The sequence below is a fragment of the Kocuria sp. MNB10 genome (genome assembly GCF_054073685.1).
This window is the reverse complement of sequence record NZ_CM133411.1, coordinates 2,001,954-2,026,910: the sequence shown is the minus strand read 5'-3', so window position 1 is coordinate 2,026,910 and position 24,957 is coordinate 2,001,954. Positions and strand designations below refer to the sequence as shown.

Sequence of the window (24,957 nt, the reverse complement as noted above, 5' to 3'; positions counted from 1 at the left end):
ATTACTGGGCGACCTGGGTGAATTCGTAGGGCTTGGGCTGCTGGGCCTGGTGCGGGTGCTCGGCGCCGGCGTAGACCTTCAGCTTGGACAGCTGCTGGGCGGCCAGCTTGTTCTTGGGCAGCATGCCCTTGACGGCCTTCTCCACGGCGCGCGTGGGGTTCTTCGCGAGCAGCTCGGCGTAGCTGGTGGACTTGAGCCCACCCGGGTAGCCGGAGTGGCGGTAGGCGCGCTTCTTCTCGAGCTTGGCACCCGTGAGGGCGACCTTTTCCGCGTTGATGATAATGACGAAATCGCCGGTGTCCACGTGGGGAGCGAAGGTCGGCTTGTGCTTCCCGCGCAGCAGCGTTGCGGTCTGGCTGGCAAGACGACCCAGGACGACGTCGGTGGCGTCGATGACGTGCCACTGACGCTGGACGTCACCGGGCTTCGGAGTGTACGTACGCACGTTGATCTGCCTTCGTTTGTCTGCTGATGACACGAATGCTCGTGTCCGATGGTTCCGCTGTGCTTCGGGGCCCGGGTGAGATCCGGGCGGCATCCGTGCGTCCACAACCCGGTGCACCGCACGGCCCTGCGCTCTGCAACATGAGCGACCGATGCGGGTACACGTGAACCGGGGCAGAACACGCACAACAGCATTCCATATTACCGGATCACCGCCCGCCCCGCCAGTCGTGGGGCGCTATTCGTCGTGGTGGGCGGGGCGCCGAGCGCGCGTGAGCCGGGCGCGTTCGGCGAGCTGGGACTGGTCGGGATAGCGCACGGCATCAAGGACGAGACCGTGCGCGGGTGCCATGAGGACGTTCGCGTCCCGGACCCGGGCGCGCAGCCGCTGACCCGGCCACCCGGCGTCGTACCGCCCCTCCCCCACGCGGACCACCGCGCCCACGATGCAGCGCACCATGTGGTGGCAGAAGGCATCCGCCTGCAGGACGATCGTGATCATGCCGCTCTCGTCGCGGTGCACGCCCGCGCGCTGCAGGTCGCGGATCGTGGTGGCGCCCTCGCGGGGTTTGCAGAAGCTCAGGAAGTCGTGCAGCCCCAGCAGTTCGCGCACGGCCCGGTCCATCGCGGGCACGTCGAGGTGCCAGGGGACCCACCACGAGAAAGTGCGCGTCAGGGGGTCGTGGCCGGTCACGGCGTCCGCCACGCGGTACGTGTAGCCGCGGGAGAGCGCGGAGAACCGGGCGTCGAAGCCCTCGGGGGCCACGGCGACGTCGCGCACCACGATCGCACCCACGGCGGGGTCCCAGCCGTGGGCCGCACGGTCCTTACCCAGGACCCGGTTGAGGGCGCCGTTGAGCTTGCGCGTGAGCCCCGCGGCGGCGGCATCGCGGGCCGCGACGTCCTGCACGTCGGCGGGACCGCCTGCGCTGAGATCGCCGGTGTCGGCATCACTTGCCAGGGGCCCGCGGGGACGCGAGCACGCGAACCGGGCCCACAACGGCGCGGGAACGTCCACGTGGACGGTCTGCCGACGCGCATGCACACCCGTGTCCGTGCGCCCGGCCACGACCGTGGCGCACGGCGCGCGGAAGATCAGCTCGAGCGCGTCCTCGAGCGCGCCCTGCACGCTCGGCAGCCCGGGTTGCCGGGCCCAGCCCTTGAACGGGGCGCCGTCGTAGCCCAGTTCCACCCGCAGTCTGAGGGTCTCCCCCGTCATCTGTGCGTTCCTCCCGAGGACGACGACGCCGCCGCAGGAACCTGCGGCGGCGTCGTGACGGTCGTGCTACTCAGAAGTCCCGATCACTCGGAGATCTTCTGGGCGGCGGCACCGCCGGCGGGCTGGAAGCCGGCTGCCTCGGCATTGGCCGGGGAGTCGAACCAGATCTCGGCGGTCGTGCCGGAGTACCAGCGCGAACCGGGCACGTGGTACTTCATGGAGTTGCGGTTGCCCTTGACGGTGAAGCCCTCGGGGGCCTCGCCGGACTCGAGCGGCGCGTGGGAACCGGCGAACTCGGCGTCCTGGTTCTCCTCGGCGACCTCGGCGGCCTCCTGGGAGCCAATGGCCGGAGCCTGCTCTTCGGCGGGGATCTCGTTCTTCTTGACGTCCTCGGCGGTAGAACCGGCGGGGGTGTCCACGGGAGCGGCGGGCTCGGCGGCGGCCTTGGTCGTGGCGCGCTCGGCCTCGGCCACGGTCTCCCGCTTGGCCACGGGCTCCATGACGAGCTCGATCACGGCCATGGGGGCGTTGTCGCCCTTGCGGTTGCCGATCTTGGTGATGCGGGTGTACCCGCCGTCGCGGCCTTCCATGGCGGGCGCGATGCTGGTGAACAGCTCGTGCACCACGGACTTGTCGGTCAGCTGACGCATGACGCGACGGCGGGCCGCGAGGTCACCGCGCTTGGCGAACGTGATCAGGCGCTCGGCCACGGGACGCAGGCGCTTGGCCTTGGTCACGGTGGTGGTGATGCGCTTGTGCTCGAACAGCTGCTGCGACAGGTTCGAGAGGATCATGCGCTGGTGGGTCGGCCCGGCGCCGAGACGGGGTCCCTTGGTAGGGGTAGGCATAGTAGGTCTCCTGATGATCGGGCCCGTGCGGTCCGCTCAGCGGCCGCGGGGCACGGAAAGTGGTGTGGGCGTCAGTCGAGATCGACGTCGAACGGGTTGTTGTTCTCGTCCTCGTCCTCGAGCGACGCCGCGTGGGCGGCGAGGTCGTAACCCGGAGGGGAATCCTTCAGGGCCAGACCGAGCTCACCGAGCTTCTCCTTGACTTCATCGATGGACTTGGCACCGAAGTTGCGGATGTCCATGAGGTCAGCTTCGGAGCGGCCCACGAGTTCACCCACGCTGTGGATGCCCTCGCGCTTGAGGCAGTTGTACGAACGCACGGACAGCTCGAGGTCCTCGATGGGCAACGCCATGTCCGCGGCAGCCGCTGCGTCCGTGGGCGAAGGCCCGATCTCGATGCCCTCGGCGGCCGAGTTCAGCTCGCGCGCCAGGCCGAACAGCTCGACCAGCGTGGTGCCCGCCGAAGCCACCGCGTCACGCGGGGAGATGGCTTCCTTGGTCTCGACGTCCAGGATGAGCTTGTCGAAGTCGGTGCGCTGTTCCACACGGGTGGCCTCCACACGGAAGGTCACCTTCAGGACGGGGGAGTAGATGGAATCCACGGGGATCCGACCGACTTCCGCGTCACCCGACTTGTTCTGCGACGCCGAGACGTAACCGCGCCCGCGCTCGATGGTCAGCTCGATCTCGAGCTGGCCCTTGGAATTCAAGGTCGCGATATGCAGATCGGGGTTGTGGACCTCGACACCGGCCGGGGCGGAGATGTCCGCCGCGGTGACCTCGCCCGGGCCCTGCTTGCGCAGCCACGCGGTGACGGGCTCGTCCTCCTCGGAGGACAGGGAGAGTTTCTTGATGTTGAGAATGAGCTCGGTGACGTCCTCTTTGACACCCTCCACGGTGGAGAACTCGTGCAGCACACCGTCGATGCGGATGCTGGTCACGGAGGCCCCGGGGATGGAGGACAGGAGCGTACGGCGCAGGGAGTTACCGAGGGTGTAACCGAAACCCGGTTCCAGCGGTTCGATCACGAACCGGGAACGGTTCTCGGCCACAGCCTCTTCCGTGAGGGTGGGGCGCTGTGCGATGAGCACTGATGTTTCCTTTCAGCGTGCCTCCGCCATATGACGCACGCAGGTGGTGGAAAACAAAATGGGTGGGTGCCGCGGTGAGCAGGCGTGAAACACCGCGTCGAAGCGTGGTCACCCGCACCCAGGGGGCACGGGCGACCACGCGGGACGTGTCAGACGCGGCGGCGCTTGGGGGGCCGGCAGCCGTTGTGCGCGGACGGGGTGACGTCCTGGATGGAGCCGACCTCCAACCCGGTGGCCTGCAGTGCGCGGATCGCGGTCTCGCGGCCCGAACCGGGGCCCTTGACGAACACGTCCACCTTGCGCATGCCGTGCTCCTGCGCGCCCTTGGCAGCGGCCTCGGCGGCCTGCTGCGCGGCGAACGGGGTGGACTTCCGCGAACCCTTGAAGCCCATGCCGCCGGCCGAGGCCCACGACAGGACCGCACCCGAGGGGTCGGTGATGGAAACGATGGTGTTGTTGAACGTGGACTTGATGTGGGCCTGGCCCTGCGTCACGTTCTTGTTAACCTTGCGACGCGGCTTGCGAGCAGCCGTCGCGCGAGTCTTCTGAGCCATGAATTCTCCTACAAAGATCTTCGACGTAGATCAGCCACCGGCGGCGGTGGCGACCACGATTACTTCTTCTTGCCGGCGACCGTGCGCTTGGGACCCTTGCGGGTGCGAGCGTTGGTCTTCGTGCGCTGGCCGTGGACCGGGAGGCCACGGCGGTGACGCAGTCCCTGGTAGCTGCCGATCTCGACCTTGCGGCGGATGTCGGCGGCAACCTCGCGGCGCAGATCACCTTCGACCTTGTAGTTGCCTTCGATGTAGTCGCGCAGCTCCACGAGCTGGGCGTCGGTGAGATCCTTGACGCGCACGTCGCCCGAGATGCCGGTGGCATCCAGGGTTGCGAGAGCGCGCGTGCGTCCCACGCCGTAGATGTAGGTCAGCGCGATTTCCAGCCGCTTTTCGCGGGGGAGGTCGACGCCTGCGAGACGAGCCATATCGGCGGTTCTCCTTGTACTGTCCGGAGGTCTTGAACACTGCGTCCCGGATGTTTCGTCACATCTGGTCTCCGGCCTCCGTGCCGGGGGTTGCCGCACCCGTGGGTGCCGGCTGCAGTGCCCGTTCTGTCAATCCACTTGCGTGGGGGCGTCCCCGTCAGCCCTGGCGCTGCTTGTGCCGGGGGTTCTCGCAGATCACCATGACCCGCCCGTTACGGCGAATCACCTTGCACTTGTCGCAGATCTGCTTGACGCTCGGTTGGACCTTCATCGCATTCCTTCGCGTACTCGTAATGGCGTGTGCACCGGAGACACCGCGCCCGGGCCGGGGGTACCGGCCGTGCGCGGTGGTTCTGGGTCTTACTTGTAGCGGTAGACGATCCGGCCTCGGGAAAGGTCATAGGGGCTGAGCTCCACCACGACGCGGTCCTCAGGGAGGATCCGGATGTAGTGCTGGCGCATCTTGCCAGAGATGTGGGCGAGCACCTTGTGACCGTTGGTCAGCTCAACACGGAACGACGCATTGGGCAGTGCCTCGACCACAGTGCCTTCGATCTCGATGACTCCGTCTTTCTTGGCCATATCCTCCGCTAACTTCTCGAGGGGTCCGGTTGTCCTACCGGACGGCGGTGCCCGGACCGGTAGTCCCCCCAGACGAACAACCCCGCACTACGATTCGCAGTGGGGGTCATGGGATGGGTGGGCGCGGCTCGGTCTGCGAGCACAAACAACCAACGCACGACACTACGCTGTTTCGTCCGTCTTCGCAAACCGGAGGGCAGCGCCACGACGACGCCGCGCTGCCCCGCCGTCAGCCCCCCCCCGCACCGCGGTGGTGCTCTTCCGTGAGTGTGGTCCCGATAGTCCGTGAGCCTGGTCCCGTCGGCCGACACCGGGCCGCCCGTTCGCTGGGCCCACCCCTCACGACGCGGGTGAGCGCGCGCCGGCTCAGACGTCCGTGGCCAACTGGCCGCACGCGCCGTCGATGTCGGAGCCGCGAGTGTCCCGCACCGTGGTGGGGATGCCGTGGGCGCGCAGGCGCTCCACGAAGTTCTGCTCCACGCCACGGCGCGAGGCCGTCCACTTGGAGCCGGGGGTGGGGTTGAGCGGGATGGGGTTCACGTGTACCCACCCGGCACCACGCTTGTTGAGCTTCTCCCCCAGCAGGTCCGCCCGCCAGCCCTGGTCGTTGATATCACGGATCAGCGCGTACTCGATCGACACGCGCCGGCCGGTGGCGTCGTAGTAGTCGCGCGCGGCGTCGAGCGCCTCGTCCACCTTCCAGCGGGTGTTGATGGGGATCAGTTCGTCGCGCAGTTCGTCGTCCGGCGCGTGCAGGGACAGCGCCAGCGTGATGGGCAGCTTCTCGAGGGTGAACTTACGGATCCCGGGAACCAGACCCACGGTGGACATGGTGAGCCCGCGCGCGGAGATCCCGAGTCCTTCCGGGGAAGGGTCGATGATCCGATGTACGGCGCCCATGGTGGCCTTGTAGTTGGCCAGGGCCTCCCCCATGCCCATGAACACGATGTTGGACACCCGCTGGGGCACGTCCTCCGGGTCCCCCACCACGCCGTCGCGCAGCGCCCGCACACCCTGGACCACTTGATCGGCGATCTCGGCGGCGGAGAGGTTGCGTGTGAGGCCGGACTGGCCGGTCGCACAGAACGGGCAGTTCATCCCGCACCCCGCCTGGGACGAAATGCACATGGTCACGCGCTTGTCGTAGCGCATGAGTACCGACTCGACCATAGCGCCGTCGAACAACCGGTGGACGGACTTGACGGTCATCCCCTGGTCCGCGCGCAATTGCCGCACGGTGGTCAACAGCGGCGGCAGTGCCTTGGCCGCGAGCTCGTCCCGCTGGGCGGCGGGCAGATCCGTCATGGCCGCGGGGTCTGCCTCGAAGCGCTCGAAGTAGTGCTTGGACAGCTGCGACGCCCGGAACGCGGGGTAGCCCGCGTCCTGCAGGAACTGCTTGCGGCCGGCCATGTCGAAGTCCGCGAGGTGCAGCGGGGGCTTGCCGCGCCGCGCGGGCTTGAACACGAGCTGGCCGGTCTTGGGTTTCGGGGTGATCTCAACGGGTTGTGCCGTCATGGGAATCCTCTCCCTGTTCTCGGGGTGGTTCTGTGGTGTCAGGGGTCGGGTGGACGTTGCGGGACGAGCTGTGACGATCGGACCTGCGGCGGCAGGCCGTCAGGCGGCGGGGCCGTCAGGCAGCGGGGATCGGGACCGGGCGGACCCCCAAGGGTTCGAGTTCGGAGCGGCCACCGTCCTCCGCGGTGAGCACCCACACGCCCTGGCTGTGGCGGCACACGGTGTGCTCCCACTGGCTCGCGCGCGAGCCGTCCGTGGTCACGACCGTCCATTCGTCCTGGAGCACGCGGGTCTCGATCCCGCCGCGCACGAGCATCGGTTCGATGGCCAGAGCCATGCCCGTGACGAGTTTGGGCCCGCGATTGCTGACCGCGTAGTTGGGGACGTCCGGGGCCATGTGCATCTCGGTGCCGATGCCGTGGCCCACGTAGTCCTCGAGGATCCCGAGACGCCCGCCCACGGTGTCCCGCACGTGGTCCTCGACCGCGCGGCCGATGTCCCCCACGTGGGTACCGGTGGCCATCGCGGCGATGCCGCGCCACATGGCCGCACGCGTGACGTCCGACAGTTCCTGGTCGGCGGGGTCGTGGGTCGTCCCCACGAGAACGGTGCGCGCGGAGTCCCCGTGCCAACCGGCCACGATCGCACCGCCGTCGATCGATACGATGTCACCGTCCGCCAAGACGCGCTGCCCGGGGATTCCGTGCACGACCTCGTCGTTGACGGAGGTGCACACCGTGGCCGGGTAGCCGTAGTAGCCCAGGAAGTTGGACTGCGCGTCGTACTCGTCCAGGACCTCGCGGAATGCACGGTCGAGGTCCGCGGTGGTGGCCCCGGGGACGGCGGCCGCGACCGCGGCGTCGAGCGCGAGTGACGTGACCACGCCCGCCCGGGACATGGCCGCCAACTCGGCGTCCGACTTCAATTGGATCTTGCGGCGTCCGAACACGGTGCTCGGGACCTCCCCTGATGGTTGATGTTCGTCTGACGGGCGAGCCCCCGGACCGACGCGTCGCGCCGGTCTGGGGGCTCGTGATGGTTCTGGTGATCGACGGCGCGCCCCCGGCCGCGGCCGAGCGGCGCCGTTCGTGTGGATTGCGGCTCAGGCGGGCAATGCCGCCAGGATGCGCTCGGTGACCTCGTCGATGCCGCCGAGTCCGTCCACGCGCGTGACGATGCCCCGGTCCTCGTACAGCTCCACGACCGGTGCGGTCTGCTCGTCGTAGACGTCCAGACGGTGCCGGATGACGTCCTCGGTGTCGTCCGTGCGGCCCTGGTCCTGGGCGCGGCCCAACAACCGGGAGACGAGTTCCTCGTTGTCCGCGGTAAGCAGCAGCACCACGTCCAGGGAGACCCCGTTGGCCTCGAGGATCCGGTCCAGTTCACGGACCTGGGCCACGGTGCGCGGGTACCCGTCCAGCAGGAAGCCGTCGCGGACGTCGTCGTGCGACAACCGGTCACGCACCATGTTGTTGGTCACGGAATCCGGGACCAGGTTCCCGGCGTCCGTGTAGCGCTGGGCTTCCTTGCCGAGTTCGGTCTGTTCCTTGATGTTGGCGCGAAAGATGTCACCGGTCGAGATCGCGGGAACGCCTAGTCGCTCGCAGATCCGCGCGGCCTGGGTGCCCTTGCCCGCGCCCGGCGGTCCAATGATCAACATGCGGGTCATGTTCTCTCCTTGCGTCAACGTCAGGTTCTCCCCCACTCTACCGGGCGGTGGACTCGCCTGCCGTGGCCGTGCACGGGCTCAGGTGCGCAGCAGACCCTCGTAGTGGCGCTGTTGCAACTGGGCGTCGATCTGCTTGACGGTGTCCAGACCCACGCCCACCATGATCAGCAGCGACGGGCCACCGAAGGGGAAGTTCTGGTTGGCGTCGAAGAGCACGAGCGCCACGAGCGGGATCATGGACACGATGCCCAGGTACAGCGCACCGGGCAGCGTAATCCGGGAGAGCACGTAGCGCAGGTAGTTCTCGGTGGGACGGCCCGCGCGGATCCCCGGGATGAAGCCGCCATAGCGCTTCATGTTGTCGGAGACCTCTTCGGGGTTGAACGTGATGGACACGTAGAAGTACGTGAAGGCCACGATCAGCAGGAAGTAGACCGTCATGTAGATCGGGTGGTCACCGCGGGCCAGGTACGTGTTGACCCAGTTGACCCACCCCGGAACGGGGCTGCCGTCGTCGGGCATCGCGAACTGCGCGATCATCGTGGGCAGCATGAGCATGGAGGACGCGAAGATGATGGGGATCACGCCGGCCATGTTGACCTTGAGCGGGATGTAGGTGCTGGTCCCGCCGATGGTGCGGCGGCCCACCATGCGCTTGGCGTACTGCACCGGGATCCGGCGCTGCGACTGCTCCACGAACACCACGCATGTGATGACCACCAGTCCCACGGCACACACGCCCAGGAACAGGCCCCAACCGCGGGTGCGCAGGATGTCACCGAGCGCGGACGGGAACGTGGCCGCAATGGAGGTGAAGATCAGCAGGGACATGCCGTTACCCACGCCGCGGTCCGTGATGCGCTCACCGAGCCACATGATCACGGTGGTGCCCGCGGTCATCGTGAGGATCATGATCACGAGCACCAAGAGGGAGTCGTCCGGAATGACGGGCAGGGGGCAGTTGCCGAGCAGGTTGCCCGAACGCGCCAGGGAGATCACGGTGGTCGCGTTCAACGCGGCCAGCCCGATCGTGAGGTAGCGGGTGTACTGCGTGAGCTTGGTCTGCCCCTGCGCACCCTCCTCGTGCAGTTCCTGGAACCGCGGGATCACCACGCGCAGCAACTGCACGATGATGCTCGCGGTGATGTAGGGCATCACGCCCAGCGCGAAGATGGACAGCTGCAACAGGGCCCCACCGCTGAACAGGTTGACCAGGTCGTACGCGCCACCCGTGGTGTTGCCCAGGGCGAGACACTGCTGCACGTTGCCGTAGTCCACACCCGGTGCGGGGATGAACGTCCCCAACCGGTAGATCACAATGATCCCCAGTGTGAACAGCAGCTTGTTGCGCAGCTCCGGCGTGGTAAACGCCCGTGCGAAAGCACTGAGCACAGGTCCTCCTCCAAAAACGTGGTGGCCCGGTGGGTTCCGACCCCGGGCAAGTCTAGCGAAGGATCCGCCGCGACCCCGGCGGTCGGTCTTGCGACATCCTGGTAAAGCGATTCCGGCGACGCGGTCCGGGCGTCGCCGTGGGGGTAACGCAACGGGCCCCGCGCCGGCAATCCGGCACGGGGCCCGTTCGAGTTCAGGGATTCACCCTACAACCGAACACTGGGATCGGTTCATGCGTTCTGCGTGGACCCACCAGCCGCGGCGATCTTCTCCGACGCGGACGCGGAGAACTTGTCCGCGGTGATGTTCAGCGCCACGGAGATCTCCCCGCTTCCGAGCACCTTCACGGGCTGGTTCTTGCGCACCGCACCCTTGGCGACCAGGTCCGCGACGGTGACCGTGCCACCCTCGGGGAACAGCTCGCCCAGGCGGTCCAAGTTCACGACCTGGTACTCCACGCGGAACGGGTTCTTGAACCCGCGCAGCTTGGGCAGGCGCATATGCAGCGGCAGCTGACCGCCCGCGAAACCGGCCTTGACCTGGTAACGCGCCTTGGTGCCCTTGGTACCACGGCCCGCGGTCTTACCCTTCGAGGCCTCGCCACGGCCAAGACGCGTCTTGGCCTGGTGCGAGCCGGGGGCGGGACGCAGGTGGTGGACCTTCAGAGCGTGGCGCTTGCTCTCGGTGTTTTCAGCCATGCTCAGGCCTCCTCAACCTCTACGAGATGCGACACCGTGTTGATCATGCCCACGGTGGCGGCATCGGCCTTGCGCTCCACGACCTGGCCCGGACGCTTGAGACCGAGCGAACGCAGCGTGTCGCGCATGTTCTGCTTCTGACCGACCACGGAGCGGACCTGCTTCACGCGCAGGGACGCGCCGGTGGCCTGAATGCGCTTTCCGTTCATCAGGCACCTGCCTTCTGGATGTCACGCAGCAACGGCGCGGGAACGACCTCGTCCATGGGCAGGCCACGGCGGGCCGCCACGGAGGCGGGCTCCTCGAGCTCACGCAGCGCCTGGATGGTCGCGTGCACGATGTTGATCTGGTTGGACGAGCCCAGGGACTTGGACAGCACGTCGTGGATACCGGCGCACTCGAGCACCGCACGCACCGGACCACCGGCGATCACACCGGTACCCGGGGTCGCCGGGCGCAGCATGACGACGCCAGCCGCGGCCTCACCCTGCACACGGTGCGGGATGGTGCGGTTCTCCACGCGGGGGACCCGGAAGAAGTTCTTCTTGGCCTCCTCCACGCCCTTGGAGATCGCGGCGGGAACTTCCTTGGCCTTGCCGTAGCCCACGCCGACCATGCCGTTGCCGTCACCGACGACCACGAGAGCGGTGAAGCTGAAGCGACGACCACCCTTGACGACCTTGGACACACGGTTGATGGTCACGACGCGCTCGAGGAACTTGTCCTTGTCGTCGTCGCGCCCGCCGCGGCCCCCACGACCACCACGGTCGTTGCGGCCACCGCGCTCGTTGCGACCGCCACGGTCGTTACGACCGCCGCGGCCACCGCGGTTCTCGTCGGTCCCCTGGCGCTCCGAGGTGTTCGCCTCGGTCGTCGTGTTGGAACCGTTGGTGGCTTCGCTCACCTGAGTTTCCTTCTCGTTCTTCTGCTCGCTCACAGCGCCAGACCTCCTTCACGGGCACCCTCGGCCACCGCGGCCACGCGGCCGTGGTACTTGTTGCCGCCGCGGTCGAACACGACGGTCTCGATCCCCGCAGCCTTGGCACGCTCGGCGATCAGCTCACCGATGCGCTTGGCCTTGGCGGTCTTGTCGTCGGACGACGCACGCAGATCGCTTTCCATGGTGGACGCCGAGACCAGGGTGAAACCCTTGTCGTCGTCGATCACCTGGGCGACCATGTGGCGGGTGGAACGCGTGACCACCAGACGGGGGCGCAGCGCGGTTCCGGCGATGTGCTTGCGCACGCGGCGGTGACGCCGTGCCCGCTGAGCAGCTTTCGACTTTCCCTTGATTACGAGAGCCATGATTACTTACCAGCCTTTCCGGCCTTGCGGCGGATCTGCTCGCCGGCGTAGCGCACGCCCTTGCCCTTGTAGGGATCGGGCAGACGCAGGGAGCGGATCTTCGCGGCGACCTGGCCAACCTGCTGCTTGTCGATACCGGAAACGGTGACCTTGTTGGCGCCCTCGACGGACAGCGTGATGCCGTCCGGAGCGTTGAAGGGCACCGGGTGGCTGTAACCCAGAGCGAACTCCAGGTTGGCACCCCTGGCCTGGACACGGTAACCCGTGCCCACGATCTCCAGCTGCTTGGCGTAGCCCTGCGAGACACCCTGGATCATGTTGGAGATCAGGGTGCGCGTGAGGCCGTGCAAGGAACGGGATTCGCGCTCGTCGTTGGGGCGGGACACCTGCACGGTGCCGTCCTCGACGACCACGGTGATGGGCGCGGGCACGGTGTGGGTCAGTTCGCCCTTGGGGCCCTTGACCTGCACCACGGAACCGTCCACGGAGACCTCCACACCGGCGGGCACAGAGATCGGGAGACGTCCAATACGTGACATGTCTTCTTCCTTTCTTCTTCTGTGCTACCGGTTACCAGACGTACGCGAGGACTTCCCCGCCCACGCCCTTCTTGCCGGCCTGCTTGTCGGTCAGCAGCCCGGAGGACGTGGAGAGGATCGCGATGCCGAGGCCGCCGAACACGCGGGGCAGCTCGGTGGACTTCGCGTACACGCGCAGGCCCGGCTTGGAGATGCGCCGGACACCGGCGATCGAGCGCTCACGGTTGGAACCGAACTTCAGCGACAGGGTCAGGGTCTTGCCCACCCGTGCGGGTTCTTCGGACCAGTCGGCGATGTAGCCCTCGGCCTTGAGGATGTCCGCGATCCGAGCCTTGAGCTTGGAGTACGGCATGCTCACGGTGTCGTGGTAGGCCGAGTTCGCGTTGCGCAGCCGCGTCAGCATGTCTGCGACGGGATCTGTCATTGTCATGTGGGCTTCAGCCCTTCCTCGTCAGGGTTTCCCTGCCGGTTGCAGCCCGCAGGGACCTTCTGACGTCGATGGAATCAGTTGGTCTTGAACGGGAAACCGAGCGCCTTGAGCAGCGCGCGACCCTCGTCGTCGGTCGTGGCGGAGGTGACCACGGTGATGTCCATACCGCGCACGCGATCGATCTTGTCCTGATCGATCTCGTGGAACATGGACTGTTCCGTCAGACCGAAGGTGTAGTTGCCGTTGCCGTCGAAGTGGCGGTCGGACAGACCACGGAAGTCACGGATACGCGGCAGCGCGAGCGTGACGAGACGGTCCAGGAATTCCCACATCCGCTCGCCACGCATGGTGACGTGCGCGCCGATGGGCATTCCCTCACGCAGCTTGAACTGCGCGATGGACTTCTTGGCCCGGTTGACCACGGGCTTCTGACCGGTGATGGCGGTGAGGTCCTTGATGGCGTTGTCCACCAGCTTGGAGTCCTTGGCCGCCTCGCCCAGACCCATGTTGACCACGACCTTGACCACGCGCGGCATCTGCATGACGTTCGCGTAGCCGAACTGCTCCTGCAGGGCCGGGACGACGGTCTCCTGGTACTTGGTCTTGAACCGGGGGGTGAACTTGGTTTCGGTGGTTTCGCTCATCACAGATCCTTGCCGGTGCTCTTGGACACGCGAACGCGGACGGTCTTCTGCTTGCCGTTGCGCTCCACGGTCTCGGTGCGGTAGCCCACACGGGTCGGCTTGCCGGTCTCCGGGTCCACGAGCATCACGTTGGAGATGTGGATCGGAGCCTCGGACTTGACGAGGCCGCCGGCTTCGCCCTGGGCGTTGGCGCGCTTGTGCTTGGTCGCGACGTTGACGCCCTCGACCACCACGCGGGAGGTCTCGGTGATCACGCGCAGGACCTTGCCCTGCTCGCCCTTGTTCTTACCGGTGATGACCTGAACCAGGTCGCCGGTCTTGATCTTGAATTTCGCCATGTCAGAGCACCTCCGGGGCCAGCGAGACGATCTTCATGAACTTCTTGTCGCGCAGCTCGCGGCCCACGGGGCCGAAGATGCGCGTGCCGCGGGGGTCCCCGTCGTTCTTCAAGATCACTGCGGCGTTCTCGTCGAAACGGATGTAGGAACCGTCGGGACGGCGCCTCTGCTTCTTGGTACGGACCACAACCGCCTTGACGACGTCACCCTTCTTGACGTTGCCGCCGGGGATGGCGTCCTTGACGGTGGCGACGATGATGTCGCCAATGCCTGCGTAACGGCGTCCGGATCCACCGAGCACACGGATGGTGAGAATTTCCTTCGCACCCGTGTTGTCGGCGACCCTCAGCCGCGATTCCTGCTGAATCACTGATTTACTCCTGTCGTCGCGCTGGTTCTCATCCGATGGTGCTGAATGCCGAGCCTTGCGGAACGGTGGTCGTGTGAACGCTCCACGCCACGGTGTTCCCCGTGACCGTAGGAGGGGTCCGGGGCGTGCGCGGAGTTCGTACGCGATGATCGCTCACACATGGATGGCGAACGGGTTCGCCGTGCTGCCCTGCTCGGATTCGTGGCTGAATGCAGAATCAACGAGCAAGTTGTCGCAGCAACCGCGGCGTGCAATGCGCGGAGCCGCCCACGGACGCACCGCGGGGCTTGCCGCCGTCCCGGTACGGTGCGCACAGCGCACGTGGGGCGGACGTGGATTCTGACTCAGCAGGGTCGAAGTCAGAGTGGGCACACGTGTGTCGACACGCGTACCGGCCTACTCTACCGCGCCCCGGCGGGGAACGCCAATCGATGGACAGGCCGGCGGCCGGGGCGCGGGTGGACGCGGGAACGGCGCCGGGCAGCGCCGTCGTGCACGCGCAAGGGCCCCCGACCGCAACCGGTCGGGGGCCCTTGACGCTGTCGAGGAGGACTTACTTGGCCTTCTCGATGATCTCCACGATCCGCCAGTTCTTGGTGGCGGACAGCGGACGGGTCTCGGCGATGCGCACGAGGTCCCCGACGCCGCAGGTGTTCTGCTCGTCGTGGGCCTTCACACGCTTGGACTTGCGCAGCACCTTGCCGTACAGGGCGTGCTTGACGCGGTCCTCGACCTGGACGACCACGGTCTTGTCCATCTTGTCGGAGACCACGTAGCCCTGGCGGGTCTTGCGGTCACCGCGCTCGGCCGCGGCCGATTCGTTGTTAACCTGCTCGCTCACTTGGCATCATCCTCAGACTTGGCAGCCTTCTTCGAGGCCTTCTTCTCGGTCTTCTCAGCAGCCGGCGCCACGTCCTCGCGGATCCCGAGCTCGCGCTCACGCAGCACGGTGTAGATCCGGGCGATGTCGCGCTTGACGGACTTGAGACGGCCGTTGCTCTCGAGCTGACCGGTCGCGGCCTGGAAGCGCAGGTTGAACAGCTCTTCTTTGGACGTGCGCAGCTGGTCGGTGAGGGCACCGGTGTCGAGAGCCGCGAGGTTCTCCATGTTCAGATCCTTGGATCCAATAGCCATTGATCATTCACCGCCTTCGCGACGCACGATGCGTGCCTTCATCGGGAGCTTGTGGATTGCCAGGCGCAGGGCCTCACGGGCCACTTCCTCGCTCACGCCCGAGATCTCGAACATGACGCGTCCGGGCTTGACGTTGGCGATCCACCACTCGGGGGAACCCTTACCGGAACCCATGCGGGTCTCGGCGGGCTTCTTGGTCAGGGGACGGTCCGGGTAGATGTTGATCCAGACCTTGCCGCCACGCTTGATGTGACGGGTCATGGCAATACGCGCGGCCTCGATCTGACGGTTCGTGACGTACGCCGGGCTCATCGCCTGGATGCCCCACTCGCCGAACGTGACCTGGGTTCCGCCCTTGGCCTGACCCCGACGACGCGGGTGGTGCTGCTTACGGAACTTCACACGACGTGGGATGAGCATTACTTACCACCCTCTGCGTTGGTCGCCTCCGCAGCGGTGTTCTGCTGCGGGGCTGCGGCGGAGTCGCGCTCACGGCGCCCGCCACGGTCGTTACGGTCATTCGGGCGACGACGACGCTCGCCCCCGCCGCCACCGCGACGGTCGTTGCGACCCCGCGAGGAGGGAGCAGCGGCCTGCTGGGCAGCGAGTTCCTTGTCGGTCAGGTCGCCCTTGTAGATCCAGACCTTCACGCCGATGCGGCCGAAGGTGGTCTTGGCCTCGAAGAAGCCGTAGTCGATGTTCGCGCGCAGGGTGTGCAGGGGCACACGGCCTTCGCGGTAGAACTCCGAACGGGACATCTCCGCACCACCGAGGCGGCCGGCGCACTGGATCCGGATGCCCTTGGCACCGGCGCGCTGCGCGGACTGGATGGCCTTCTTCATGGCGCGACGGAACGCGACACGGGAGGCCAGCTGCTCGGCGACACCCTGAGCGACGAGCTGGGCATCGGTCTCCGGGTTCTTGACCTCGAGGATGTTGAGCTGGATCTGCTTGCCGGTGAGCTTCTCGAGCTCACCGCGGATCCGGTCCGCCTCGGCGCCGCGGCGGCCGATCACGATGCCCGGGCGCGCCGTGTGGATGTCCACGCGGACGCGGTCACGGGTGCGCTCGATCTCGACCTTGGCGATGCCGGCGCGCTCCATGCCCGTGGACATGAGCTCGCGGATCTTCACGTCCTCGCGGATGTAGTCCTTGTAGCGCTGACCCGGCTGGTTCGAGTCCGCGTACCAGTGCGAGACGTGGTCGGTGGTGATACCCAGACGGAATCCGTTGGGGTTGATTTTCTGTCCCACTTAGCGGACCTCCTCCTTCTCCGGGGTCGCCACGACCACGGTCACGTGGCTCGTGCGCTTGTTGATGCGGAACGCACGACCCTGGGCACGCGGCTGGAACCGCTTCATGGTGGGTCCCTCGTCCACGAAGGCCGCGGAGACCACGAGGTCTTCCGGCTTGAACGCGAGACCCTCGCGGTCGGCCTTCTGCCGGGCGTTGGCCACGGCGGATTCGAGAACCTTGAACACCGGCTCTGAAGCTGCCTGCGGGGCAAACTTCAGAATCGCCAACGCCTCATTCGCCTGCTGGCCACGAATCAGGTTGACGACGCGCCGGGCCTTCATAGGCGTCACGCGGATGTAGCGCGCAGATGCCTTGGCTTCCATTGCTTTCCTTCTCTCGTCTTGTCGAAGAAGTGCAACGTGCTCACCCCGAGGGGTCAGCGACGCTTGCCCTTCTTGTCGTCCTTCACATGGCCGCGGAACGTGCGGGTGGGGGCGAATTCGCCGAGCTTGTGCCCGACCATCGACTCAGTGATGAACACCGGGACATGCTTGCGTCCGTCGTGCACGGCAATCGTGTGTCCGAGCATGTCGGGCACGATCATCGAGCGGCGGGACCACGTCTTGATGACGTTCTTGGTGCCCTTCTCGTTCTCCTTGGCGACCTTCACGAAGAGGTGCTGATCAACGAAAGGGCCCTTCTTGAGGCTGCGTGGCATTAGTCAGGCTCCTTAGCGCTTGTTCTTGCCGGTACGACGACGACGCACGATGAGCTTGTCGCTTTCCTTGTTGGGGCGACGGGTGCGTCCCTCGGGCTTACCGTTGGGGTTGACCGGGTGACGACCACCGGAGGTCTTGCCCTCGCCACCACCGTGCGGGTGGTCCACGGGGTTCATGACCACACCGCGGACGGTCGGGCGGATGCCCTTCCAGCGGTTACGTCCGGCCTTGCCCCAGTTGATGTTGGACTGCTCGGCGTTACCGACCTCGCCCACGGTCGCGCGGCAGCGCACGTCCACGTTGCGGATTTCACCGGAGGGCAGGCGCAGCTGACCGTACTTGCCCTCACGGGCGACCAGCTGCACGGATGCGCCGGCGGAACGGGCGAGCTTGGCTCCCCCACCCGGACGCAGCTCCACCGCGTGCAGCACGGTACCCACGGGGATGTTGCGCAGCGGCAGGTTGTTGCCCGGCTTGATGTCGGCGTTGGGGCCAGACTCCACGACGTCGCCCTGACGCAGGCGGTTCGGCGCGATGATGTAGCGCTTGGTGCCGTCCACGTAGTGCAGCAGCGCGATCCGAGCCGTACGGTTCGGGTCGTACTCGATGTGGGCGACCTTCGCGTCCACGCCGTCCTTGTCGTGACGACGGAAGTCAATCACGCGGTACTGGCGCTTGTGCCCGCCACCCTTGTGACGGGTGGTGATGCGGCCGGTGTTATTACGACCGCCCTTCTTGGGCAGCGGACGCACCAGGGACTTCTCGGGCGTGGTGCGCGTGATTTCTACGAAGTCCGCAACCGACGAGCCACGACGGCCCGGGGTTGTCGGCTTGTGCTTACGGATAGCCATGTTTTGAGTTCCTCGTTAAAGTGGTCTCCGCTCAAGAGAGCGGACCGCCGAAGATGTCGATGGAGCCTTCCCGGAGGGACACGATGGCACGCTTGGTGGCCTTACGCTGTCCCCAGCCGAAGCGCGTGCGCTTACGCTTACCGGGACGGTTGAGGGTGTTCACGGACGCGACCTTGACACCGAAGATGTGCTCGATCGCGTACTTGATCTCGGTCTTGTTGGCGGAGGGGGCCACCTGGAAGGTGTACTTGCCCTCGTCGATCAGACCGTAGGACTTCTCGGAGACCACGGGACGGATGATGACGTCGCGCGGGTCCTTGTTGTAGATAACGCTCACTTGGCGTCCTCCTGCTTGCTACCGGACGCGGCTGCGACGAACGAGTCGTAAGCGGCCTTGGTGAAGACCACGTCGTCCGAGACGAGCACGTCGTACGTGTTGAGCTGATCGGCGTACACGGCGTGCACGTTGACCAGGTTGCGCACGGACAGCGCGGCGTTGTCCTCGCCACGGTTCAGCACCACGAGCAGGTTCTTGCGCTCGGTGAGCGAACGCAGCGCCTCCTTGGCGGCCTTCGTGGACGGCTGCTCGCCGCTCACCAGGTCCGCGACCACGTGGATGCGGCCGTTACGGGCCCTGTCCGAGAGGGCACCGCGCAGGGCGGCAGCCTTCATCTTCTTGGGCGTGCGCTGGGAGTAGTCACGCGGCGTGGGGCCGTGCACCACTCCACCGCCGGTCATGTGCGGGGCACGGATGGAGCCCTGACGAGCCCGGCCGGTGCCCTTCTGCTTGAACGGCTTGCGACCGGCGCCGGAGACCTCCGCGCGGGTCTTGGTCTTGTGCGTGCCCTGACGGGCGGCGGCCAGCTGTGCGACGACGACCTGGTGCAGCAGCGCCACGTTGGTCTGGGCGTCGAAGATCTCAGCGGGCAGCTCGACGTTGACGGTTTCAGTTGCCATGAGTATCAGGCTCCCTTCACGGTGGAACGGACGAGGACGACCGATCCCTTGGGGCCCGGCAGGGCGCCCTTGATGAGCAGCAGGGAGTTCTCGGCGTCGACAGCGTGCACGGTCAGGTTCATGGTCGTGTGACGGGCGTTGCCCATCCGGCCGGCCATGCGCATGCCCTTGAACACGCGAGCGGGGTACGATGCGCCGCCGATGGAACCCGGCTTGCGGTGGTTCTTGTGTGCACCGTGGGAAGCGCCCACACCGGCGAAGCCGTGGCGCTTCATGACACCCGCGGTGCCCTTGCCCTTGGTGGTGCCGACGACGTCGACCTTGGCGCCGGCCTCGAAGAGCTCGACGGACAGTTCCTGTCCCAGCTCGTACTCAGCGGCGTCGGAAGTACGAAGTTCGACGACATGACGACGGGGCGTCACGCCTGCAGCGGCGAAGTGACCGGCCAGTGGCTTGGTCACCTTGCGGGGATCGATCGCACCGAAGCCGATCTGCACGGCGTTGTAGCCGTCCTTGTCCTCGTTGCGCAGCTGCGTCACGACGTTGGAGTCGGCCTTGACCACGGTCACCGGCACGAACTTCCCGTTCTCGTCCCAGACCTGGGTCATGCCGAGCTTCGTGCCCAGCAGGCCCTTCACCTGGCGTTCGAAAGTGGTAGTCATTGGGGTGCGATCCTTTTTACAGCTTGATTTCGATGTTCACGTCAGCGGGCAGGTCGAGGCGCATGAGCGAGTCGACGGCCTTGGGCGTGGGGTCGATGATGTCGATCAGCCGCTTGTGGGTGCGCATCTCGAAATGCTCACGGCTGTCCTTGTACTTGTGCGGCGAGCGGATCACGCAGTACACATTCTTCTCGGTGGGCAGCGGGACGGGTCCCACCACCGTGGCGCCTGCGCGCGTCACCGTCTCAACGATCTTCCGGGCCGAGACGTCGATGACCTCGTGGTCATAGGACTTCAGCCGGATGCGGATTTTTTGTCCCGCCATGGCGTCGTGACTCTCTTTCTTCAAGTACTTCCCTGTATGGAGTCCGCGGACTCCTTGTGCTCGGCGATCGTGCTCGCCACCCCGCACAGACTGAATCCGGAAACTTCCGGGTTCCTCACCCTGTCGGGGCCCCGGCACCCGAACTCGGGCGTGTCGCGCGAGGAGCGCGCCGCCCGGTCCACACAATGATGCGGTGCCGGTTGAAAAATGGTTGTCCGCGGTGATATCCGCGTGGAAGTTCGCTGCATTGCGTTTGCTTCGGTTGCGCGACTGCTCCGCACCCGGTTCTCGCAATGGACTCCACGCGCTCGACCGGCGCACGGAATCCCGCGTCGCTGAGCGAACAACAGCGACCATTCTGCCAGAGATCCGGGGGAGCGCGCAAACCGGCCACGCCCCTACTCCCCCGGGCCGGCGGGCACGCCGCCGCCCGGACATGCGAGAACCCCGCGGTCCTGAACGGACCACGGGGTTCTCGAAGGTTCGACTCAGCGCCTCACCGGATCAACGGGTCTTACTTGTTGATCTTGGTCACACGACCGGAGCCCACGGTGCGGCCACCCTCACGGATGGCGAAGCCGAGGCCTTCCTCCATGGCGATCGGCTGGATCAGCTCGACCGTCATCTCGGTGTTGTCACCGGGCATGACCATCTCGGTGCCCTCGGGCAGGGTGATGACGCCGGTGACGTCCGTGGTGCGGAAGTAGAACTGCGGGCGGTAGTTCGAGTAGAACGGGTTGTGACGCCCGCCCTCTTCCTTGGACAGGATGTAGACGTTGGCCTCGAAGTCGGTGTGCGGGGTGATGGAACCCGGCTTGCACACGACCTGGCCACGCTCGACGTCGTCGCGCTTGAGACCGCGCAGCAGCAGACCGCAGTTCTCGCCGGCCATGGCCTCGTCCATCTGCTTGTGGAACATCTCGATACCGGTCACCGTGGTCTTCTGCACGGGGCGGATGCCCACGATCTCGACCTCGGAGTTGATCGGCAGGGTACCGCGCTCGGCGCGGCCGGTCACCACGGTGCCGCGACCGGTGATCGTGAAGACGTCCTCGATGGGCATCAGGAAGGGCTTGTCGGTGTCACGCACGGGGTCCGGGACGTTCTCGTCCACGGCCTCCATGAGGTCCTCGACGGACTTGACCCACTCGGCGTCGCCCTCGAGGGCCTTCAGGGCGGAGACGCGCACCACGGGGGCGTTGTCGCCGTCGAAGCCCTGGTCGGACAGCAGCTCGCGGACCTCCATCTCGACGAGGTCGAGCAGCTCTTCGTCGTCGACCATGTCGGACTTGTTCAGCGCCACCAGCAGGTAGGGCACGCCCACCTGGCGGGCGAGCAGGACGTGCTCGCGGGTCTGGGCCATGGGGCCGTCGGTCGCGGCGACCACGAGGATCGCGCCGTCCATCTGAGCAGCACCGGTGATCATGTTCTTCACGTAGTCAGCGTGACCGGGGGCGTCCACGTGGGCGTAGTGACGCTTGTCGGTCTGGTACTCGATGTGGGAGATGTTGATCGTGATGCCGCGCTGCTTCTCCTCCGGGGCGGAGTCGATCGCACCGAAGTCACGCTGCTCGTTGACGTCCGGGTACTTGTCGGCCAGGACCTTGGAGATCGCAGCGGTGAGCGTGGTCTTGCCGTGGTCAACGTGGCCGATGGTGCCAATGTTGAGGTGCGGCTTGGTGCGCTCGAACTTGGCCTTCGCCATGATGTGTTCCTCCTAGAACATTGAGGTGAGACTTGCTCGACTGCTCCGGACCACGGAGCGTGGGACCACAGCGCTTCAGACGCTGCGCGTGTCGAAACCTGTGCAAGTCTACTTCTGGATTACGAATTTACTGAAATCACGGGGCGTGGGCCCCGCCGGCTCACTCGCCGCGGTTCTTCTGGATGATCTCCTCGGCCACGGCCTTGGGGACCTCCGAGTAGCTGTCGAACTCCATCGAGTACACCGCGCGACCCTGGGTCTTGGACCGCAGGTCACCGATGTAGCCGAACATCTCCGACAAGGGCACCAGGGCCTTCACGAGCTTGACACCCGCGACGTCCTCCATGGACTGGATCTGGCCACGGCGGGAGTTCAGGTCACCGATGACGTCACCCATGTACTCTTCCGGGGTACGCACCTCCACGGCCATGAGCGGCTCGAGAAGGACCGGGTTGGCACGCCGGGCACCTTCTTTGAACACCATCGAGCCGGCGATCTTGAACGCCATTTCCGAGGAGTCCACGTCGTGGTAGGCACCGTCGATCAGGGTGGCCTTGACGCCCACCACCGGGTAGCCCGCGAGGATGCCCAACTGCATGGCGTCCTGGATACCGTGGTCCACCGAGGGGATGTACTCGCGCGGCACGCGACCACCGGTCACGGCATTGTCGAACTCGTACAGCTCCTCCGCGTCCAGCGGCAGCGGCTCGAAGGAAACCTGCACCTTGGCGAACTGGCCGGAACCACCGGTCTGCTTCTTGTGGGTGTAGTCGACCTTGTCCACGGCCTTCTTGATGGTCTCGCGGTAGGCCACCTGCGGCTTGCCCACGTTGGCCTCGACCTTGAACTCGCGCTTCATGCGGTCCACCAGGATGTCCAGGTGCAGCTCGCCCATGCCGCCGATCTCGGTCTGGCCGGTCTCGTCGTTGAGGGACACCGTGAAGGTGGGATCCTCCGCGGAGAGCTTCTGGATGGCGGTGGACAGCTTCTCCTGGTCACCCTTGGTCTTGGGCTCGATGGCCACGAAGATCACAGGCTGGGGGAAGCTCATGGACTCCAGCACGATCTGGTTGTTCGGGTCCGAGAGGGTGTCACCGGTGGTGGTGTCCTTCAGACCGATCGCGGCGTAGATGTGACCGGCGGAGATCTCGTCCACCGGGTTTTCCTTGTTGGAGTGCATCTGGAAGAGCTTGCCGATGCGCTCGCGCTTGCCCTTGGTGGAGTTCATGACCTGCTCGCCGGCCTTCGCCTTGCCGGAGTACACGCGGATATACGTGAGCTGGCCGTAGAACGGGTGCGAGGCGACCTTGAACGCCAGCGCCGCGAAGGGGCCGTTGGCGTCCGCGGTGCGGGTCATGACCTCTTCCTCGTCGTTGATGGCGTGGCCCTGCACGTCCTCCACATCGAGCGGGGAGGGCAGGTAGTCCACCACGGCATCGAGCATGGGCTGAACGCCGCGGTTTTTGAACGCCGAGCCACACAGCACGGGGTAGGCCTGGGAGGTGATCGTCAGCTTGCGGATGCCGGCCTTGATCTCGTCCTCGGTGAGCTCCTCGCCGCCGAGGTATTTCTCCATGAGCTCGTCGTCCGCCTCCGCGACGGCCTCGACGAGCTGGTTGCGGTACTCATCCGCGCGGTCCTTCAGGTCCTCGGGGATCTCGCGCGTCTCGTACTTGGCGCCCAGGGAGACGTCACCCTTGGAGTCGCCCTCCCACACGAGAGCCTTCATGGTCACCAGGTCGATGACGCCCACGAAGTCGTTCTCGGCACCGATCGGCAGCTGCAGCACGAGCGGGGTCGCGCCCAGGCGGGACTTGATGGTGTCCACGGTGAAGTAGAAGTCGGCGCCCAGCTTGTCCATCTTGTTGACGAAGCAGATGCGGGGCACTTCGTACTTATCGGCCTGGCGCCACACGGTCTCGGACTGGGGCTCCACGCCCTCCTTGCCGTCGAAGACGGCCACGGCGCCGTCGAGCACGCGCAGGGAGCGCTCGACCTCGACCGTGAAGTCCACGTGACCCGGGGTGTCGATGATGTTGATCTGGTAGTCGTGCCAGTAGCACGAGGTCGCGGCGGACGTGATGGTGATGCCGCGTTCCTGCTCCTGAGCCATCCAGTCCATCGTGGATGCACCGTCGTGCGTTTCGCCGAGCTTGTGGTTGATGCCCGTGTAGAACAGGATTCGTTCGGTGGTCGTGGTCTTACCGGCATCGATGTGAGCCATGATGCCGATATTGCGGACCTTCTTGAGGTCGGTAAGCACGTCGAGTGCCACGATGGTTCCCTTCGTAAAAGGTAGTGCCGGGCCCTGGTGTCGGCCCCGCGCGGGGCGGGGCCGACAGGACTACCGAATTTTACCAGCGGTAGTGGGCGAAGGCCTTGTTGGATTCGGCCATCTTGTGGGTGTCCTCGCGGCGCTTCACAGCGGCGCCGAGGCCGTTGGAGGCGTCGAGGATCTCGTTCTGCAGACGCTCGGTCATGGTGTTCTCACGACGCGCCTTGGAGTAGCCCACGAGCCAGCGCAGGGACAGCGCCTGGGCGCGGCCTGCCTTGACCTCGACCGGCACCTGGTAGGTGGCGCCACCAACACGACGGGAGCGGACCTCGAGGGCCGGCTTGACGTTGTCGAGGGCCTTCTTCAGGGTGGCCACGGGATCGGAGTTGGTCTTGTTGCGCACACCCTCGAGGGCACCGTAGACGATGCGCTCGGCGGTGGACTTCTTGCCGTCCTGCAGGACCTTGTTGATCAGCTGCGTGACCACGGGCGAGCCGTAGACGGGATCGACGACGAGGGGGCGCTTGGGAGCGGGACCTTTACGAGGCATTACTTCTTCTCCTTCTTCGCGCCGTAGCGGGAGCGAGCCTGCTGACGGCCCTTGACACCCTGGGTGTCGAGCGCGCCGCGCACGATCTTGTAACGGACACCCGGCAGGTCCTTCACACGACCACCGCGCACGAGCACGATGGAGTGTTCCTGAAGGTTGTGACCCTCACCCGGGATGTAGGCGGTGACTTCCACGCCGCCGTTGAGCTTCACACGGGCCACCTTGCGCAGCGCCGAGTTCGGCTTCTTGGGGGTCGTGGTGAACACGCGGGTGCAGACGCCGCGCTTCATGGGGTTGCCCTTGAGCGCGGGGGCCTTGGTCTTCACGACCTTGGAGTGCCGGCCCTTGCGGACCAGTTGCTGGATAGTTGGCACAGTGCCTCCTGTTGGAACGGGACCGGCGGTGGCCGCCCCCCGTTGATGGCGGAATATTGATCCCGGGCCCGCCGGGACGGATCAGCAGTAGTGACTGCGACGA

At 66.1% G+C, this 24,957-nt stretch carries 36 protein-coding genes; all 36 read right to left on the bottom strand.

The genetic code is table 11. The annotated features are described in order from the left end of the window. Position 1 precedes the first annotated feature (1 nt). Entirely contained in the window at positions 2–445 is a 444-nt protein-coding gene (gene rplM, locus ACW9PK_RS09190; RefSeq protein ID WP_368844005.1) for a 50S ribosomal protein L13, read from the bottom strand. A 237-nt stretch (positions 446–682) separates the two neighbouring features. After that, positions 683–1,663 (bottom strand): tRNA pseudouridine synthase A, encoded by a 981-nt coding sequence (locus ACW9PK_RS09185; RefSeq protein WP_457015617.1) that lies wholly within the window; start codon positions 1,661–1,663, stop codon positions 683–685. Between the two features lie 83 nt (positions 1,664–1,746). After that, positions 1,747–2,511 carry a 50S ribosomal protein L17, sunset domain variant gene (gene rplQ / locus ACW9PK_RS09180; RefSeq protein ID WP_457015616.1) on the bottom strand — a complete coding sequence of 255 codons (765 nt, stop codon included), beginning with the start codon at positions 2,509–2,511 and terminating at the stop codon, positions 1,747–1,749. Positions 2,512–2,582: 71 nt separating this feature from the next. Beyond that, positions 2,583–3,602, bottom strand: coding sequence for a DNA-directed RNA polymerase subunit alpha (locus tag ACW9PK_RS09175; protein WP_064847278.1), 1,020 nt, complete (start codon positions 3,600–3,602; stop codon positions 2,583–2,585). 149 nt (positions 3,603–3,751) lie between these two features. After that, a complete protein-coding gene (rpsK, locus tag ACW9PK_RS09170) occupies positions 3,752–4,156 on the bottom strand; it encodes a 30S ribosomal protein S11 (RefSeq protein ID WP_012397714.1) in 405 nt (134 codons plus the stop codon). 59 nt (positions 4,157–4,215) lie between these two features. Further along, complete coding sequence (gene rpsM / locus ACW9PK_RS09165; RefSeq protein ID WP_035959599.1) at positions 4,216–4,584, bottom strand: 30S ribosomal protein S13; 369 nt, start codon at positions 4,582–4,584, stop codon at positions 4,216–4,218. A gap of 157 nt (positions 4,585–4,741) precedes the next feature. Then, positions 4,742–4,855, bottom strand: a complete 114-nt coding sequence (gene rpmJ, locus ACW9PK_RS09160; protein WP_012397712.1) for a 50S ribosomal protein L36 — start codon at positions 4,853–4,855, stop codon at positions 4,742–4,744. Positions 4,856–4,944: 89 nt separating this feature from the next. Further along, positions 4,945–5,166, bottom strand: a complete 222-nt coding sequence (infA, locus tag ACW9PK_RS09155) for a translation initiation factor IF-1 (protein ID WP_012397711.1) — start codon at positions 5,164–5,166, stop codon at positions 4,945–4,947. A gap of 366 nt (positions 5,167–5,532) precedes the next feature. Beyond that, the gene (gene rlmN, locus ACW9PK_RS09150) at positions 5,533–6,681 is read right to left on the bottom strand and encodes a 23S rRNA (adenine(2503)-C(2))-methyltransferase RlmN (protein ID WP_064847279.1); all 1,149 of its coding nucleotides are present in this window, start codon (positions 6,679–6,681) and stop codon (positions 5,533–5,535) included. A gap of 115 nt (positions 6,682–6,796) precedes the next feature. Then, on the bottom strand, positions 6,797–7,630 hold the full coding sequence (gene map / locus ACW9PK_RS09145; protein WP_457015614.1) for a type I methionyl aminopeptidase: 834 nt from the start codon (positions 7,628–7,630) through the stop codon (positions 6,797–6,799). A 153-nt stretch (positions 7,631–7,783) separates the two neighbouring features. Beyond that, positions 7,784–8,350: an adenylate kinase gene (locus tag ACW9PK_RS09140; RefSeq protein ID WP_064847280.1), complete on the bottom strand. Its 567-nt coding sequence runs from the start codon at positions 8,348–8,350 to the stop codon at positions 7,784–7,786. Positions 8,351–8,428: 78 nt separating this feature from the next. Next, positions 8,429–9,742, bottom strand: coding sequence for a preprotein translocase subunit SecY (gene secY, locus ACW9PK_RS09135; RefSeq protein ID WP_064847281.1), 1,314 nt, complete (start codon positions 9,740–9,742; stop codon positions 8,429–8,431). A gap of 230 nt (positions 9,743–9,972) precedes the next feature. Next, a complete protein-coding gene (gene rplO / locus ACW9PK_RS09130) occupies positions 9,973–10,440 on the bottom strand; it encodes a 50S ribosomal protein L15 (RefSeq protein WP_064845207.1) in 468 nt (155 codons plus the stop codon). A gap of 2 nt (positions 10,441–10,442) precedes the next feature. Further along, positions 10,443–10,649, bottom strand: coding sequence for a 50S ribosomal protein L30 (gene rpmD, locus ACW9PK_RS09125; protein ID WP_035959642.1), 207 nt, complete (start codon positions 10,647–10,649; stop codon positions 10,443–10,445). Continuing rightward, on the bottom strand, positions 10,649–11,377 hold the full coding sequence (gene rpsE, locus ACW9PK_RS09120; protein WP_064845208.1) for a 30S ribosomal protein S5: 729 nt from the start codon (positions 11,375–11,377) through the stop codon (positions 10,649–10,651). The genes rpmD and rpsE overlap by 1 nt, the downstream gene beginning before the upstream one ends. Continuing rightward, positions 11,374–11,745 carry a 50S ribosomal protein L18 gene (rplR, locus tag ACW9PK_RS09115; protein ID WP_035959658.1) on the bottom strand — a complete coding sequence of 124 codons (372 nt, stop codon included), beginning with the start codon at positions 11,743–11,745 and terminating at the stop codon, positions 11,374–11,376. The genes rpsE and rplR overlap by 4 nt, the downstream gene beginning before the upstream one ends. 2 nt (positions 11,746–11,747) lie before the next feature. Continuing rightward, positions 11,748–12,284 (bottom strand): 50S ribosomal protein L6, encoded by a 537-nt coding sequence (rplF, locus tag ACW9PK_RS09110; RefSeq protein WP_064845209.1) that lies wholly within the window; start codon positions 12,282–12,284, stop codon positions 11,748–11,750. A gap of 31 nt (positions 12,285–12,315) precedes the next feature. Next, positions 12,316–12,714: a 30S ribosomal protein S8 gene (gene rpsH, locus ACW9PK_RS09105; protein WP_035959672.1), complete on the bottom strand. Its 399-nt coding sequence runs from the start codon at positions 12,712–12,714 to the stop codon at positions 12,316–12,318. Positions 12,715–12,788: 74 nt separating this feature from the next. Further along, on the bottom strand, positions 12,789–13,358 hold the full coding sequence (rplE, locus tag ACW9PK_RS09100; protein WP_085106411.1) for a 50S ribosomal protein L5: 570 nt from the start codon (positions 13,356–13,358) through the stop codon (positions 12,789–12,791). Beyond that, the gene (rplX, locus tag ACW9PK_RS09095) at positions 13,358–13,696 is read right to left on the bottom strand and encodes a 50S ribosomal protein L24 (protein ID WP_167318192.1); all 339 of its coding nucleotides are present in this window, start codon (positions 13,694–13,696) and stop codon (positions 13,358–13,360) included. The genes rplE and rplX overlap by 1 nt, the downstream gene beginning before the upstream one ends. 1 nt (position 13,697) lies before the next feature. Next, positions 13,698–14,066 (bottom strand): 50S ribosomal protein L14, encoded by a 369-nt coding sequence (gene rplN / locus ACW9PK_RS09090; RefSeq protein ID WP_035959693.1) that lies wholly within the window; start codon positions 14,064–14,066, stop codon positions 13,698–13,700. A gap of 553 nt (positions 14,067–14,619) precedes the next feature. Next, positions 14,620–14,907, bottom strand: coding sequence for a 30S ribosomal protein S17 (gene rpsQ, locus ACW9PK_RS09085; protein ID WP_035959699.1), 288 nt, complete (start codon positions 14,905–14,907; stop codon positions 14,620–14,622). Next, positions 14,904–15,200 carry a 50S ribosomal protein L29 gene (gene rpmC, locus ACW9PK_RS09080; protein WP_085106410.1) on the bottom strand — a complete coding sequence of 99 codons (297 nt, stop codon included), beginning with the start codon at positions 15,198–15,200 and terminating at the stop codon, positions 14,904–14,906. Before rpmC ends, rpsQ begins: the two co-directional genes overlap by 4 nt. A gap of 3 nt (positions 15,201–15,203) precedes the next feature. Continuing rightward, a complete protein-coding gene (rplP, locus tag ACW9PK_RS09075; protein ID WP_085106409.1) occupies positions 15,204–15,620 on the bottom strand; it encodes a 50S ribosomal protein L16 in 417 nt (138 codons plus the stop codon). Next, positions 15,620–16,453: a 30S ribosomal protein S3 gene (gene rpsC, locus ACW9PK_RS09070; RefSeq protein ID WP_085106408.1), complete on the bottom strand. Its 834-nt coding sequence runs from the start codon at positions 16,451–16,453 to the stop codon at positions 15,620–15,622. Before rpsC ends, rplP begins: the two co-directional genes overlap by 1 nt. Next, positions 16,454–16,819, bottom strand: coding sequence for a 50S ribosomal protein L22 (gene rplV / locus ACW9PK_RS09065; RefSeq protein ID WP_012397693.1), 366 nt, complete (start codon positions 16,817–16,819; stop codon positions 16,454–16,456). 53 nt (positions 16,820–16,872) lie between these two features. Then, positions 16,873–17,154: a 30S ribosomal protein S19 gene (gene rpsS, locus ACW9PK_RS09060; RefSeq protein WP_035959716.1), complete on the bottom strand. Its 282-nt coding sequence runs from the start codon at positions 17,152–17,154 to the stop codon at positions 16,873–16,875. A 12-nt stretch (positions 17,155–17,166) separates the two neighbouring features. After that, entirely contained in the window at positions 17,167–18,006 is an 840-nt protein-coding gene (gene rplB / locus ACW9PK_RS09055; RefSeq protein ID WP_035959718.1) for a 50S ribosomal protein L2, read from the bottom strand. A 31-nt stretch (positions 18,007–18,037) separates the two neighbouring features. Continuing rightward, positions 18,038–18,343: a 50S ribosomal protein L23 gene (gene rplW, locus ACW9PK_RS09050; RefSeq protein WP_035959727.1), complete on the bottom strand. Its 306-nt coding sequence runs from the start codon at positions 18,341–18,343 to the stop codon at positions 18,038–18,040. After that, positions 18,340–18,963 (bottom strand): 50S ribosomal protein L4, encoded by a 624-nt coding sequence (rplD, locus tag ACW9PK_RS09045; protein WP_035959733.1) that lies wholly within the window; start codon positions 18,961–18,963, stop codon positions 18,340–18,342. The genes rplW and rplD overlap by 4 nt, the downstream gene beginning before the upstream one ends. A gap of 5 nt (positions 18,964–18,968) precedes the next feature. Then, complete coding sequence (gene rplC / locus ACW9PK_RS09040) at positions 18,969–19,625, bottom strand: 50S ribosomal protein L3 (RefSeq protein WP_035959743.1); 657 nt, start codon at positions 19,623–19,625, stop codon at positions 18,969–18,971. Positions 19,626–19,641: 16 nt separating this feature from the next. After that, positions 19,642–19,950 carry a 30S ribosomal protein S10 gene (rpsJ, locus tag ACW9PK_RS09035; protein ID WP_003803825.1) on the bottom strand — a complete coding sequence of 103 codons (309 nt, stop codon included), beginning with the start codon at positions 19,948–19,950 and terminating at the stop codon, positions 19,642–19,644. 514 nt (positions 19,951–20,464) lie between these two features. Then, positions 20,465–21,655 (bottom strand): elongation factor Tu, encoded by a 1,191-nt coding sequence (gene tuf, locus ACW9PK_RS09030; RefSeq protein ID WP_064845211.1) that lies wholly within the window; start codon positions 21,653–21,655, stop codon positions 20,465–20,467. 160 nt (positions 21,656–21,815) lie between these two features. Then, on the bottom strand, positions 21,816–23,930 hold the full coding sequence (gene fusA / locus ACW9PK_RS09025) for an elongation factor G (protein WP_085106407.1): 2,115 nt from the start codon (positions 23,928–23,930) through the stop codon (positions 21,816–21,818). Between the two features lie 79 nt (positions 23,931–24,009). Then, positions 24,010–24,480 carry a 30S ribosomal protein S7 gene (gene rpsG, locus ACW9PK_RS09020; protein WP_064845213.1) on the bottom strand — a complete coding sequence of 157 codons (471 nt, stop codon included), beginning with the start codon at positions 24,478–24,480 and terminating at the stop codon, positions 24,010–24,012. After that, positions 24,480–24,854, bottom strand: a complete 375-nt coding sequence (gene rpsL, locus ACW9PK_RS09015; RefSeq protein ID WP_012397684.1) for a 30S ribosomal protein S12 — start codon at positions 24,852–24,854, stop codon at positions 24,480–24,482. Before rpsL ends, rpsG begins: the two co-directional genes overlap by 1 nt. Positions 24,855–24,957: the final 103 nt, after the last annotated feature.